The organism is Halobaculum sp. EA56 (assembly GCF_051195075.1).
Taxonomy (GTDB): Archaea; Halobacteriota; Halobacteria; order Halobacteriales; family Haloferacaceae; genus Halobaculum.
The window spans coordinates 46,001-59,751 of record NZ_JBNTJX010000008.1; the positions used below are offsets into that span (position 1 = coordinate 46,001).

14 protein-coding genes are annotated in these 13,751 nt (G+C 72.5%); 12 read left to right on the plus strand and 2 right to left on the minus strand.

The features are described from left to right. Positions 1 to 14: 14 nt before the first annotated feature. Complete coding sequence (cyaB, locus tag ACQUQ1_RS13995; protein WP_435064921.1) at positions 15 to 608, minus strand: class IV adenylate cyclase; 594 nt, start codon at positions 606 to 608, stop codon at positions 15 to 17. A 152-nt stretch (positions 609 to 760) separates the two neighbouring features. On the opposite strand from cyaB, the gene ACQUQ1_RS14000 reads away from it, so the two are divergent. The 5 genes from ACQUQ1_RS14000 (at position 761) to ACQUQ1_RS14020 (ending at position 4,077) form a co-directional block, all read left to right on the plus strand. Continuing rightward, positions 761 to 1,783, plus strand: a complete 1,023-nt coding sequence (locus tag ACQUQ1_RS14000; RefSeq protein WP_435064922.1) for an FKBP-type peptidyl-prolyl cis-trans isomerase — start codon at positions 761 to 763, stop codon at positions 1,781 to 1,783. Positions 1,784 to 1,849: 66 nt separating this feature from the next. Then, the gene (locus tag ACQUQ1_RS14005) at positions 1,850 to 2,110 is read left to right on the plus strand and encodes a hypothetical protein (RefSeq protein WP_435064923.1); all 261 of its coding nucleotides are present in this window, start codon (positions 1,850 to 1,852) and stop codon (positions 2,108 to 2,110) included. 114 nt (positions 2,111 to 2,224) lie between these two features. Next, positions 2,225 to 2,626: a YlbF family regulator gene (locus ACQUQ1_RS14010; RefSeq protein WP_435064924.1), complete on the plus strand. Its 402-nt coding sequence runs from the start codon at positions 2,225 to 2,227 to the stop codon at positions 2,624 to 2,626. 100 nt (positions 2,627 to 2,726) lie between these two features. Next, the gene (locus tag ACQUQ1_RS14015) at positions 2,727 to 3,407 is read left to right on the plus strand and encodes a MinD/ParA family ATP-binding protein (protein WP_435064925.1); all 681 of its coding nucleotides are present in this window, start codon (positions 2,727 to 2,729) and stop codon (positions 3,405 to 3,407) included. A gap of 43 nt (positions 3,408 to 3,450) precedes the next feature. Next, positions 3,451 to 4,077 (plus strand): RAD55 family ATPase, encoded by a 627-nt coding sequence (locus tag ACQUQ1_RS14020; protein ID WP_435064926.1) that lies wholly within the window; start codon positions 3,451 to 3,453, stop codon positions 4,075 to 4,077. A 73-nt stretch (positions 4,078 to 4,150) separates the two neighbouring features. On the opposite strand, the gene ACQUQ1_RS14025 is transcribed toward ACQUQ1_RS14020, so the two are convergent. Then, entirely contained in the window at positions 4,151 to 5,218 is a 1,068-nt protein-coding gene (locus tag ACQUQ1_RS14025; RefSeq protein WP_435064927.1) for a PhzF family phenazine biosynthesis protein, read from the minus strand. 111 nt (positions 5,219 to 5,329) lie between these two features. Here ACQUQ1_RS14025 and dph2 point away from each other — a divergent pair, with 111 nt between their 5' ends. The 7 genes from dph2 (at position 5,330) to ACQUQ1_RS14060 (ending at position 13,640) form a co-directional block, all read left to right on the plus strand. Next, positions 5,330 to 6,367, plus strand: a complete 1,038-nt coding sequence (gene dph2, locus ACQUQ1_RS14030; RefSeq protein WP_435064928.1) for a diphthamide biosynthesis enzyme Dph2 — start codon at positions 5,330 to 5,332, stop codon at positions 6,365 to 6,367. A 98-nt stretch (positions 6,368 to 6,465) separates the two neighbouring features. After that, complete coding sequence (locus tag ACQUQ1_RS14035) at positions 6,466 to 7,065, plus strand: hypothetical protein (protein WP_435064929.1); 600 nt, start codon at positions 6,466 to 6,468, stop codon at positions 7,063 to 7,065. A gap of 349 nt (positions 7,066 to 7,414) precedes the next feature. Then, positions 7,415 to 8,266: an MBL fold metallo-hydrolase gene (locus ACQUQ1_RS14040; protein ID WP_435064930.1), complete on the plus strand. Its 852-nt coding sequence runs from the start codon at positions 7,415 to 7,417 to the stop codon at positions 8,264 to 8,266. 133 nt (positions 8,267 to 8,399) lie between these two features. Next, on the plus strand, positions 8,400 to 8,846 hold the full coding sequence (locus ACQUQ1_RS14045) for a universal stress protein (RefSeq protein WP_435064931.1): 447 nt from the start codon (positions 8,400 to 8,402) through the stop codon (positions 8,844 to 8,846). Between the two features lie 123 nt (positions 8,847 to 8,969). Further along, positions 8,970 to 10,739: a hypothetical protein gene (locus ACQUQ1_RS14050; protein WP_435064932.1), complete on the plus strand. Its 1,770-nt coding sequence runs from the start codon at positions 8,970 to 8,972 to the stop codon at positions 10,737 to 10,739. A gap of 60 nt (positions 10,740 to 10,799) precedes the next feature. Next, entirely contained in the window at positions 10,800 to 11,699 is a 900-nt protein-coding gene (locus ACQUQ1_RS14055) for a hypothetical protein (protein ID WP_435064933.1), read from the plus strand. A gap of 96 nt (positions 11,700 to 11,795) precedes the next feature. Next, positions 11,796 to 13,640, plus strand: coding sequence for a response regulator (locus tag ACQUQ1_RS14060; protein WP_435064934.1), 1,845 nt, complete (start codon positions 11,796 to 11,798; stop codon positions 13,638 to 13,640). Positions 13,641 to 13,751 lie beyond the last annotated feature (111 nt).

Here is a 13,751-nt window from a genome sequence, read left to right on the forward strand (position 1 = left end):
GCCGTCGGAGATAACTACCGAGTATTATCTGGCGAATCTTGCGACGCGAGCAGCAGGCCGAGGTAGGAGGTCCGGATCTGTTCGTCGGGGTCCAGCCCGAGGTCGGCGAGCACGTCGTAGGCGCCCTCGCGAACCGACTCGATGTCCGCCTCCTCGGCCTCGCGCTCGACCTCGACGAACTGTCCGAGGCCGGGTATCTCGTCGAGGGTGACGGTGTAGCCGTCGAGCGCGTAGAACGCCCGGTCCTTCTCGACGGTCGCGGCGGGTTCGAAGCCCAGCCCCGCGAGGATCCCCTCGGTCGCCTCCGCGTCGGCGACGCCGGTTTCGAACTCCTCGCGGGTCTTCGACTCGGCCTCGACGAGCGGCCCCTTGTAGGTGACCCTCGTCTCCGTCGACGGTTCGCCGTCCGTGTCGCCGGCGTCCCCTCCGGAGACGACCGTCTCCCGGCGAAGCCGGAGCGCCTCGTCCGTCTCCGCGAAGTCGCGGTGGGGCGCGTCGTAGTACGTGTCCACCTGCTCGACGGTGCGCAGGCGGTCGGCGTCGCGGTCGGCGAGTCGGTCGCGCACCGCGTCGTGGTCGGCGCGCACCTTCACCTCGACCTCGTACATCCGCCCACCTCGTCCATACGCCGACGGTCCGCGGGGCGGGGGAAAAGCGTGTCGCGAGCCGCCGGGAGGCGGGCCGTCTCGGCCCGATCGGGCGGGATCTGCCGTCCGGCCGAAACGTGAGTGTTAAGAAGCGGACGAGCGACGGTCCGGACATGAGCGAAGAAGAGCAGGCGGAGGCGGCGGAGGCCGCCGACGCCGGCGATGAGGCGAGCGAGGACGCCGAGGTCGAGACCGAGGAGTCCGCCGACGGGATCGAGAACGGCGACTTCGTCCGGCTGGAGTACACCGTCCGGACCGTGCCCGGCGAGGACGAGGAGGAGGGCCGGGTCGTCGACACGACCTCGAAGGAGGTCGCCGAGGAGGCCGGCATCGACGACGACGAGTACGACTTCTCCCCGCGCACCGTCGTCGTCGGCGAGGGCCACGTCTTCGCCTCCGTCGACGACGACCTCGTCGGCCGCGAGGTCGGCGACTCGAACGTCGTCACCGTGCCCGCCGAGGAGGCGTTCGGCGAGTTCGACCCCGACGACGTGCGCACCGTGAGCGCCGAGAAGATCCCCGAGGACGACCGCTACCCCGGCGCGCAGGTCACCATCGACGGCGAGCAGGGCTACGTCGAGACGGTCATCGGCGGGCGCTCGCGCGTCGACTTCAACCACCCGCTGGCCGGCGACGACCTGGAGTACGACTACGAGATCGTCGGGCTCGTCGACGACGACGAGGAGAAGGCCGCCGGACTCATCGGCATGTACCTCCAGGAGGCCCCCGAGGTCCGCATCGAGACCGAGACCGTCGAGGAGGAGGTCACCGTCGAGGCCCACGAGGACGAGGAGACCGGCGAGGTCGAGCGCGAGACCGAGACGAAGGAGGTCGAGAAGCGCTCGCTGTACATCGAGGCGACGCCGATGATGCAGATGAACCAGCAGTGGATGTTCTCGAAGCAGCAGATCGCCCAGGACATCATGGGCCGGCTGGACCTCGACCGGGTCGTCATCGAGGAGGTCATCGACGGCTCCGGCGGCGGCATGATGGGCGGTATGGGCGGCATGATGGGCGGTATGGGCGGCGGCATGGGCGGCGAGGACATCGAGGAGGCCCTCGACGACGTGGACATGGACGACGTCGACGTCGACGCCGACGAACTCGTCGAGGAGCTCGAGGACGCCGAGGAGTAACCCCGCTCGCGCGGTCGCCCCGTTGAACCGACACCGATTACTTCCGCTTCACCCATCCACCCACAGATGGATCTCAGCGACGCACGCGAGGACCTCGCTGTCGCCGGCGCCGCCGCCCTCGGCGCGGTCGCGCTGACCGTCGGGCTCGACCTGCTCGCCGGCGTCCCCGTCCCCCTCGCGGCACGGGTGGCCCCGCTCGTGGTCTACTTCGCGTACCTGTTCACCCGCAAGGGCGGACCGTACGGGTCGTTCGATACGCCGCGGAACTGGACGGTCCTCGTCGTCGTGGTCACCCTCGCCGCCGGCGCGTACGCCGTGGCGACGTGACCGACCCCGGCTGTCGCGACCGACGGTCCCGCGACTTGGGGGCGGCGATCGATCCCCGTCCACCGCCGTGTCCACAGTCGCGGGGCTTAACAGCGACCGATTCCAAGGCGAGCCATGAGCATCGAGACGGACGCCCCCGAGGCCGCGGCGGCGGACGACCCCGTCGAGGAACTGGCGGCGGAGCTGGGCGAGGCGATAGCCGAGACGCCGGAGTACCGGCGCTTCGAGGAGGCGAAGGCGGCCGTGCGCGACGACGAGGAGGCCCAGGAGCGCATCTCCGAGTTCGAGCAGCTCCGTCAGGAGTTCGCGATGGCCCGCCAGGCCGGACGTGCGGATCAGGAGGCGATGGAGAAGGTACAGGCGGCCCAGCAGGAACTCCACTCGCTGGACGTGATGCGGGAGTACGTCGCGGCGCAGGACGACCTACAGGACCGCCTGGAGACGCTGAACGAGGCCGTCTCCGCGCCCCTCGACGTCGACTTCGGCGGCGAAGCCGGCGGCTGTTGTAAGGACTGAGCCGCCCGGTCGGCGACCCCGGTTCGTTCCCCGTTCGGTCGGCCCGCGACGCCCGTTCGCTTCGCGAGAGTTGAAACCCGATAGCGACGCAGCCGCCCCCATGCTCGCGGTCACCGGCGGCAAGGGCGGCACGGGGAAGACGACGACGACGCTCGGGCTCGCGCGGGCGTTCGCGGCGGCGGGCACGGCGGTCGTCGCCGTCGACGCCGACTGGGACCTCCCGGATCTGGGCGCGCTTGCGGGCGGACCACGGCGGACGGAGTTCACCGACGGCGAGGCCGCGGCGTCGCCGCTCTCGGTCGCGTTCCGTCTCGACGACGCGGACGGCCACCGCGACGCGGCCGACGTGCGCGTGCTCCCCGCGCCGGCGACGCCCGCGGAGCGCGACCCCGGTCGCGTCCTTCGGGCGATCCGGCGGGACACCCCGGAGGGGACGGTCGTCCTCGTCGACTGTCCCGCGGGCGCCGGACCGGACGCCGTCGCCCCGCTGGGCGTCGCCGACGGAGCCGTTCTCGTGACCGAGCCGTGCGCGGCGGCGGTGCGCGACGCCGTCAAGACGGCCGGGATGGCCCGGGCGCTCGGGACGCCCGTCGTCGCCGCGGCGGTGACCCGAGCGACCGCCGTCCCGCCCGGCGTCGCCGACGCGCTCGGCTGCCCGGTCGTCGCGTCCGTGCCCCGCGGGTCGGCGCCCCCGCTCGACGACGAGCGGGTCCGGGCAGCGTACGCGGAGGCGGCGGCGGCGCTGGCGGTCGAGGCGCCGGCCCGCGTGCGCGGCGTCTGACGCGAGGAAACGGTTATGTCCCAGTAGGTAGTCAGATTGGGGCATGGCCCAGCGGCTCCCGACCGGCATCGAGGTGCTCGATCGCCGGCTCGACGGGGGGATCCCCGCGGGCAGCATCGTGCTGTTCTCGGCGGACCCGGCGAGCCAGTCGGAGCTGCTGCTGTACGAACTCACGGCCGCGCGGGGAACGCTGTACCTCACGACGCTGCGCTCGGACCAGGCCGTCTCCGACGCCATCCAGCGGACGAAGTCCCGGGTCGGGACGCCGACGGTTCGGGACGTCGGCGGCGACGCCCCGCTGGACGCCGCCAACAGGCTGATCGGCGCGCTCCCCGAGAACGCCAACCTGATCGTCGACGCGCTCGACCCGCTGGAGCGGACCGAGCGCTCGCGGTACCGGCGCTTCCTCAACGAACTGCAGACCACGATGGTCAACACCGACAGCGTCGCGTTCCTCCACGCGATGAAGGGCGGCGACGAGCCGCGGAACCGCGCGATGACCGAGCACGTCGCCGACGTCGTGTGGGACCTCGACACGCAGGTCCGCGGCAACGACGTGATCAACAAGCTCGCCGTCCCGAAGTTCCGCGGCGGCCGCGCGCTCGACGAGACGGTGAAACTGAAGCTGGAGGAGCAGGTCGCCATCGACACCTCCCGCGACATCGCGTAGCCGAGGTAGGGTGCCGTCGCGCCGCGGCGGCGTTGCGCCACCGACCCGGCCGGAGACGTCGACGCCCGGCGAGCTACAGCAGCCGTCCCTCGGCGACCGGGACGACCGCGCCGCCGACCTCGACAGTCGGGTCCCCGTCCGCGTCGCGGTGGGCGCGGAGGCGAAGCCGCGAGGGCCGGCCCAGCTCGTACCCCTGCTCGACGGTCGCCGCGACCGGCCCCGCCCCGAGGTAGCCGTGTTCGAGCAGCCAACCGGCGAGACAGCCGGCGGCCGACCCGGTCGCGGGGTCCTCGGGGACCCCCGCCCAGTCCGCGAACACCCGCGCGTGGAGGTCGCCGCCGTCGACGCCGCCGCGGGCGAACGCGAGGACGTTGTGACCCCCGTGCTCGTCGATGAACTCGCCGTACGCGGGCTCGGTCGTGGCCGCGCGCTCGACCGCGTCGACCGACGCGAGCGGGACCACCAGCGTCGGGAGCCCCGTCGACATCGCTTGCACTGGGTACTCGGCGTCGACATCGGCGGGGTCGAGGCCGAGCACGTCCGCGGCGACCTCGGCGGGGACCGTCTCCCCGAACTCGGGCGGGACCTGGCGCATCCAGTATTCCTCGCGGGCGTCGTCGCTCGCCGTGTCGGCGCAGTCGTGGTCGCCGCCATCGCGGTCGCCGCCGTCGGCGCGTTCGACCCACACGTCGATCGGGCCGACGCCGAGGTTCAGCGTCAGCTCGTCGCCGACGGCGCCGCGGTCCGTCGCGGCATCGTCGCGGGCGGCGTCCGCGCCGTCGTCGCCGGGGGTCGCCGGCTCGCCGCGGCCCGTCGGGTCGTCCCCGACCAACTCGCGCAGGACCGCCGCGGTGCCGAGCGTCGGGTGGCCCGCGAACGGGATCTCCTCGGCCGGGTCGAAGATGCGGACGTCGAACCCGCCGTCCGTCGTCCCCTCGACGAAGGTGCACTCCGAGAAGTTCGTCTCCCGGGTGAGCGCGAGCAGTTCGTCGTCCGGGAGGTCCGCGGCGTCGTGGAACACGGCGAGCTGGTTGCCGGTGAAGCGCTCGCCGTCGCGGGCGAACACGTCGACCACGTGGAACGTCGTTCCGCGGGCAGACGGGGATCCGCCGTCGACGGCGGGGGGCCGGTGTCCGGTCACGTCGACGACTGCGTCGGGGGGCCTAAAGGGTGTACCGGGGCCGTGCGAGCCGTTCGCGCGGGGATCCGGGGAGCGGACCCCTTAACCGCCTCCGGTAGTTAGCGGGGTGCAATGAGCCAGCGGAGCGAGGGCGACCTCACCAACACGGGGATGTCGCTCAAACACGACCGCGAGTGGGACTACGAGCTCGACCGGATCGTCGAGGCGGTCGAGGAGCGCGACGCCGACAAAGTCGGTCTCCAGTTCCCCGAGGGCCTGAAGCGCCGCGCGCCCGCGGTCGCCGACGACCTCCGGGAGCTGACCGAGGACGTCACGTACCTCATCTCCGGCCAGCCGTGCTACGGCGCCTGCGACCTCGACACCTACCTGATGCGGCGGTGTGACGTGTTCGTCCACTTCGGCCACTCGCCGATGAAGGAGTCGGACAAGATCATCTACGTCCCCCTCTTCTCGAACGTCGACCCCTTCCCGATCATGGAGGAGTCGCTGGAGGAGCTCGCCGACCCCGAGGACGACCCCGACGTCGGGTTGGTGACGACCGCCCAGCACATGAACCTCTTCGGCGACATGGTCGAGTGGCTGGAGGAGCGCGGCTACGAGGTCCACACCCGCCGCGGCGACGACCGCCTCACCCACGAGGGGCAGGTGCTCGGGTGCAACTACGCCAGCGCCGACATCGACGCCGACCAGGTGCTGTACGTCGGCGGCGGCAAGTTCCACCCGCTCGGGCTGGCGATGGAACACCCCGACAAGACGGTCGTCATCGGCGACCCCGTCAACAACGTCGTCACGATCGCCGACACCGAGAAGTTCCTCAAGCAGCGCTACGGCGCCGTCCACCGCGCGATGGACGCCGACACCTTCGGCGTCATCTTCTGCACCAAGATCGGCCAGGGCCGCTGGGAGACGGCCGAGGAGATCGTCGAGGAGAACGAGAACGCCCACCTCATCACGATGGACGAGGTGACGCCGGACCGCCTGCGCAACTTCGACTTCGACGCGTTCGTCAACACGGGCTGTCCGCGCATCACGACCGACGACGGCCCGCAGTTCCACAAGCCGATGCTCACCCCCGGCGAGTACGAGATCGCCGTCGGGAACAAGCCGCTCGAGGACCTGGAGTTCGACACCTTTCACGGCACCTGGTAGGGGAGAGGACCGACCGTCGCCGTCCCCGGCACTCCGCCGCCGCGGGGGCCGCCGACGGACCGGAAGCTATTCGTCCCCTCGGATACCTGCCACGTTCGATGCCCTCCGCAGCGAAGCCCTCCGCACGCACAGCCCGCAGCGCGGTCGGCGCGCTCTGCACCCTCGCGTTCGTCGCCGCCGCCGTCGGCGTCGCGGCCGCTCAGCCCGGGGTGAACGACCCGCGGTCGTCGCTCGACCTCGGGACCAGGCTCGCGGTGAGCTTCGGCGCGGGGTTCGTGGTCAACCTCCTCCTGGGCGGCGCGCTCGTCGCGCTCGGCCCAGAGTACGCCGCGCGAAAGCTCGGGGAGTTCCGCGACGACCCCGCAGAGACGGTCGTGTGGGGGTTGATCGTCGGCGTCGGCGTCCCGATCGCGCTGGCGATCCTCGCGATCACGATCATCGGGCTGGTGGTGGCCATCCCCGGGGTGATCGTCCTCGCGGTCGTGGGGATCGTCGGCTCGGCCGTGATGGTGGGCGTCGTCGGCAGCCTCCTCACCGGCGGGGACGACCCCGGCGGCTCCGAGGTGCTGGTCGGCGCGCTCGTGCTGGCGCTCGTGACCGCGATCCCGGTGCTCGGCGGCCTGATCAACTGGGTCGTCGGCCTCCCCGGGATCGGGATGGTCGGCCACGACATCTACCGGTCCTGGAAGGGACGATAGGTCGGTCGCGACCGACCCGTGAGGCGGCCGTCGAACGGGCGGGACCGCCGGTGTCGACCCGGCGCGCGGCCTCACTTCGCCGGACGCCCGAACGTCTGTTCGTCGACCAGGGTGACGCACTCGGCGATGTTGTGCCGCATCGCCGCGAACTCCAGCGTCCGCCGTGCTCCCGTCGCCATGTCGTCGTCGTTCGCGCTCTCCGGCATATGCTTTCCGGGCACGGTATCAGGTCGCATAGTTACCTGCCGGCTTACCGTCCCGAACCGTGTGCATAACCGGACGGCAGGCCGACGCCGAGACCGCACGGCGAGCCGATAGGCATTACCGCCGCCCCCCGGAACGACGGCGCATGAGCGACGCGAGCGACCCGACGATCGCATCCGACTGGGGCGACTGGCTGCCGCGGACCGTCGAGGCGGCCGAGCCCGACGGCGTGGCGCTGTGGTACCTCGGCTGCAACGGCTTCGTCCTGAAGGCGGGCGACGGGACCAGCCTGTGGATCGACCCCTACGTCGGCCTCGGCGACCCGCCGCGCACCGTCCGGATGATCCCGGTGCCGTTCGATCCGCACGACGTGTACGACGCGGACGCCGTCCTCGCCACCCACGAGCACACCGACCACGTCCACGGCCCCTCGCAGGCGCCGATCCTCGCCAACTCCGGGGCGCAGTTCTACGCCGCCGACGACTCCCTCGCGGTGACGGAGGAGGAGGGGTGGACCGAGAACTGGGAGGTGACCGACGACCAGCTCGTCGAGGTCGCCGAGGGCGACTCGTTCTCCGTCGGGGGGTTCGACGTGGACGTGGTGGAGGTCAGCGACGCCGACGCGACCCACCCCGTCGGCTACGTGATCCGGTACGGCGACGCGACGGTCTTCCACGGCGGCGACACGAAGCCCCACGACGGCTTCGCCGACCTCGGCGACGAGTACGACGTCGACCTCGCCGTCGTCGCGTTCGGGAGCGTCGGCCGCGTGCCGGACAAGGAGACGCGCGAGCCGAAGCGGACGCGGTGGTACTGCGACGAGAACCAGGCCGTCGAGATCGCCGAGGCCCTGCGGGCCGATCGCCTGCTCCCGAGCCACTGGGACATGTGGAAGGGCCTGACCGCCGACCCGACGGCGCTCCACGAGCACGCGAGGAGCTTCGAGTACCCCGAGCGCCTGGAGATCGTCGAGATCGGCGACCGGGTCGACTGCTGAGGCGGGGGAGGGCGGCCACGCCGACGGGAGCCGGCTCCCGGTCGAGCGGCGACCGCGGACCGGCGGACGTGCGGCGTGTCAACACGCCGGCGGACCCTCGGGATTTTTCACGCGCACCCGACAGACGCCGGCCATGGAGCACGCGCTCGCAGTCGTGGGCCCGACAGAGACCGCCAAGCGGCTGACCCGGGAGGCGGGCAAACTCGCCGCCGGCGTCGACGCGAAGCTGACGCTGCTGCACGTCACCGACGAGGACGAGTACGACGAACAGCGCGAGAAGCTGGCGCAGATCACCCGCGGCGACTCCACCTACAGCGTCGGCCAGGCCGTCGAGGGCGCCCGCGCGTACGCCGCCGACATCGGCCGCGAGGTGCTGGAGGGGGTCGACGTGGAGTACGAGGCGGTCGGGACCGTCGGCGACCGGGCGGAGTCGGTGCTGACGGAGGCGCGCAGGCGGGACTGCGACCACCTGTTCGTCGCGGGCCGGAAGCGCTCGCCCGCGGGGAAGGCGCTGTTCGGCGACGACACCCAGCGGCTCATCCTCGACGCGGACGGCCCCGTCACGGTCGTCACCGAGTAGCCGGCGGCGCCCCGTCCCGCCCCCGCCGGTCGGGCCCTCCTCCGCCGCCGCAAGCGGGGCGCGGCTGACGAACCCGATAATCGGCCCGGTGGGTTTTTGTACCGGGTCCGGGTCCCTGTATCCATGACCCAGGGGTCCGACGTGCACGACGCCGTCACCGTCGAAGCCGACGGTGTGACCGTCGAGAAGCGATTCACCGCCGACGAGTTCCCCGTCCCGGCGATCGAGTTCACGCTCCGGTCCGACCGGGACGACCCGACGGAGTTCCGCCTCGTCGACGAGATCCCGGAGGACTTCCCGATGGACCGGATCGGCTTCCACCCGGAGTACGAGTCCGAACACTGGACTGCGTACCAGGACCACCGCGTCGAGTACCGGCGCCGGCTCGACCCCGGCGAGGAGGTGACGACCGTCTACGGCATCCGGACCGACGACCCCGACGAGGGGACGCGCTTCCTCGGCGAGCCGACCGTCGCGGAGGTCGCCGAGGACGCGGACCCCGTCGGCGACGTCGCGGACGTGATCGGCGACGACTCCTCGCAGGCCGTCCGGGACGTGCTCGCCGGCAACGACGCGGACCCCGACACGGACGACGACGCGGAAGCGGAAGCGGACGTGGACACGGACGACGACGGCGGGATCGACCTCGCCGGCGCGGAGGCCGACCTCGGCGTCGACGAGGCGGACCCGCTCGCGGACGACGCCGACGAGGACGACGCGGCCCCCGCCGACACCCCCGACGAACCCCTGTCCCTCGATGCGGACGGCGACGCCGACAGCGACGACGGGCTCGGGCTGGACGCCGACGCCGCCGGGGCGGCCGAGCCGGCGGAAGAGGCCGACGACTCGGACGAGGACGCCGCGGACGACGTCCTCGAACTCGACGTCGACGACGGGCCGGACGGGGAAGGGGACGACCTCGACGCGCCGGCCGTCGACGGAACTGACGACGCCGGCGAGGCCGGCGAGGCCGACGGGACGGAGGCGGATGCCGCCGCCGACCCGGCCGAGCCCGCCGGCGGGGTCGACGACGCGCTGGACCTCGACGGGGCCGACGAGGCCGGAGGCGGCGAGCCGGACACGGGCGCCGACGAGGCCGGAGGCGACGAGGCGGACGTCGAACCGGGCGACGGCTCGGCGGGCGCCGCGGGCGCCGCCGGCGCTGGGGCGGCCGCCGGCGGCGTCGCGGCCGCGCTCGCGGAGGAACTCCGGGCCGGAACCGTCTCGGAGGCCGACCGCGAGACGCTGAAGGAGGAACTCGAACTGGACCACTCCACGAGCGTCGACGCCCGCATCTCGCGGCTCCAGTCGAAGGTCGAGGACATGGCCGCCTACGCGGACGCGATGGAGGAGTTCATCGACGAGAACGGCATCGCCGGCGAGTGGATGGACGGCCTGCAGGCCGACCTCGACGAGCTGGACGAGTCGATCGAGACGGCGTGGGACGAGCTCGACGACGCCGCCGACGAGCGCGCCGACCTCCACGAGGACGTCGAGACGGTGCGCTCGGAGCTGGCGTCCACCGACGAGGAGATCGACGCCCTCTGGGACGAGGTCGACTCGTGGGGCGACGACCTCGCCGAGACGAGCGAGGAGCTCGAGTCGTCGCTCGCGGAGGTCCGCGCGGACCTGGACGACCTCGCCGAGGAGGTCGCCGACGAGGACGAGGCGGTCGCGGAGGTGCGCGAGGAGCTTCGCGACCTCGGCGAGGAGGTGGAGTCCGTGTCGGCGATGGTCGACGACGAGCTCTCGGAGGTGCGCGCGGAGATGGAGGCCGTCCACGACGAGCTGGCCGAGTTCGAGCAGTTCCGCGAGCGGCTCTCGTCGGTGTTCGGTCCCGGCGGCGCCGCCGCCGAGGGGGGCGACGACGCCGACGCGGACCACGGGGAGTAGCCCGGCCGCCGGCCCGGACGAAACGCGCCGCTTTTGCACGGGGGCACCCAGAGTCCGCCAATGAGCAGACCCGTCTCCGTCGCCGTGCCCCGGAAGGGGCGGCCGCTGGAGGCCGCCCTCGAACGGATCGCGGCGGTCGCCGGCGACGACGCGGCGGCGCTGGCAGACGACGTGTCCTCGACCCTGCGGTACGAGAAGGCCGTCACGAAGGGCAGGAACCGCGACGAACGGGACGTGTACGACCGGCTGGCCGAGTACAGCGACGCGGCCGGTCGCGGCCCGGAGTACACCCTGATGCGCGACGACCGCGAGGGCCACCCGCGACGCGTCGTCTTCGACTCCGCGCTCGTGGCCGTCGACGACCGCGACGTGCTGCTCGTCGGCCGCGAGGAGCCGTTCCGGGCGCTGCGCACCCACGAGTTCGCCCTCGGGTTCGACTCGGCGGACCTGGTGCTGGAGGAGGTCGTCGGCATCGAGCGCGAGGGGCTGTCGGACCTCTCGGACGTGAACGCCCGGATCGACCCCCGCGACACGGACGTGCGGGTGGCGACCGGACTGGGCGACACCGTCCGCCACACGCTGATGGCGACGCCCGAGACGCTCCCCGCGGGCGTCGACCTCGACCGGTCGTTCGTCGCCGACTACGAGGGCCCGCTGTGCATCTCTCCGCGGTACGAGCGCCTCGTCGAGGCGGTGCTGGGGACGGACGCGCTCGACGGCGTCGAGTTCGTCTACCCCGACCCCGGCCAGGAGGAGGAGGCCGCCATCGCGGAGACGGGCCTCGGCGTGTACCTGACGGTGACTGGGGGAACGGCCCGGGAACACGGCCTCGTGCTCGGGGAGGACCTGTTCCCGAGCGAGACCGTGCTGATGGAGAACGAGGCGGAGGCGACGCGGGCGACGCGGTCGCTGGAGATCGCGCTGGCGGAGGGCGTCGACACCGCGCTCGCGCCCGAGTGACCGGGGACGTTCGTCGCGGCGGGTCTCCCGCCGGCGGTCCGGCCGACGCTGTCGGGATGACCAACGTTATTTGAAGGGGGTCGCAACCGGAAGGAGATGACAGCACGCCCCGTGCACGTCCTCTGTGTCGACGACGAGCCGGGGTTCCGCGACCTCCTCGCGAGGGTCCTGACCGAGGAACTCGACGACGTGACGGTTTCGACCGCGGCCGCCGCCGCCGAGGCGGAGGCGATCGTCGCCGACGCGGAGCCGAGCGTCGACTGCGTCGTCAGCGACTACGACATGCCCGACCGCGACGGGCTGGACCTCCTCCGGTCCGTCCGCGACGCCGAGCCCGACCTCCCGTTCCTCCTGTTCACGGGGAAGGGCGACGAGGCGGTCGCGAGCGAGGCGATCTCCGCGGGCGTCACCGACTACGTCCGGAAGGGTGACGCCGACGCGACGACGCTGCTCGCGAACCGCGTCCGCGAGGCCGTCGAGAAGTACCGGACCGAGGAGACCCTCCGCGCGGAGCGGCGCCTCTTCGGCACGGTGCTGGAGACGAACCCGAACGGGGTGTTGCTCGTCGACGTGACCGACGACGGGATCGTGTACGCGAACGAGCGCGCCCGGGAGCTGCTCCGACTGGACCCCGAGGGGGAGTCCGCCCGCTATCCCTCCTCGACGGCGGACGCGCGGCCGTACCCGGATCCCGACTGGGAGATCGTCGACCTCGACGGGCGGTACGCGGACGACGAACTCGCCTACCGGACGGCGGTGTCGACCGGCGAACCGGTCTACGACGTCCACCACGCGATCGAGTTCCCCGACGGTACCCGGCGGCTGATCGTCGTCGACGCGGCGCCGGTCCACGCGAACGGCGATCCCCGGTTCGTCGTCGTCACGGTGGCCGACGTCACCGAGTCCGAGCACAGGCGCGCCGAGGCGGAGCGGTACGAACTCCTCGTCGAGAACGCAACGGACGCGATGGCCGTGCTGGAGGACGGCCGCTACCGCCTCGTGAACGGCGCCTGTGCCGACCTGCTCGGCCGCCCCCGCGGGGAGATCCTCGGCGCGAGCGACCGGGAGGTGCTCCCCGACGGCGTCGCCGACGAGGTGCGGGAGCGCTCCGACCGTGCCATCGAGGAAGGATCCCACCGGCGTCACCGCGTCGAGATGGACGCGGAAGACGGGGTCCGGTCCTTCGAGGTCGTCCACGTTCCCCACGGGGGCGGCCCGGGCGACGCCGGCGGCGTCGTCCGGGTCTGGCAGGACGTGACCGACCTCGCCGAGCGCGAGCGCCTCCTCCGCGAGGAGCGCGACCGGCTGGAGTCGCTCGCGAGCACCGTCGCGCACGACGCGCGCAACGCGATCCAGCTGATCGACGGGCGCGCCGACCTCGCACGGGAGGCGCTCCCCGACGGCGCCGAGCGGAGCCGTCGCCACCTCGACTCCGTCGCCAGCGGCGTCGACCGCCTGCACGAACTGGTCGTCTCGCTGGAGTCGCTCCGGGGGGTCAACGACCCGGTGACCGACCCCGAACCCGTCGCCGTCGGCGACGCCGCGGAGGCGGCCTGGTCGACCGTCGACGCCGACGGGGCCGACCTGCGCGTCGAGGCGAACCCCGTCGTGGAGGGCGACCCCAAGCGGGTACGGACGCTGCTTGAGAACCTCCTCCGCAACGCCGTCGAACACGGCGGCCGGGACGTGACGGCGGTCGTCGACGACCTCCCCGCGGACCACGGCTTCGCCGTCGCCGACGACGGGGCCGGCATCCCCGAGGACGACCGCGAGCGCGTCCTGGAGTTCGGCTTCTCCGCCGGCGGCGGGACGGGCCTCGGCCTCGGCATCGTCGCCGGGATCGCCGACGCCCACGGGTGGGACGTGACCGTCACGGAGTCGTCAGAGGGGGGGGCGAGGTTCGAGTTCCGGCCGGAGACGATCGACTCGTTCGTCTCCTGATCGGGGGCGGGCTCGGTGTCTGCCGACACCACCGACCGCGGTTCCGGACGTCGATCGCCGACTCCCGAGCGTCAGGTGGTTGCCCGGGAACCGGATCGTCCGCGGCCCGTA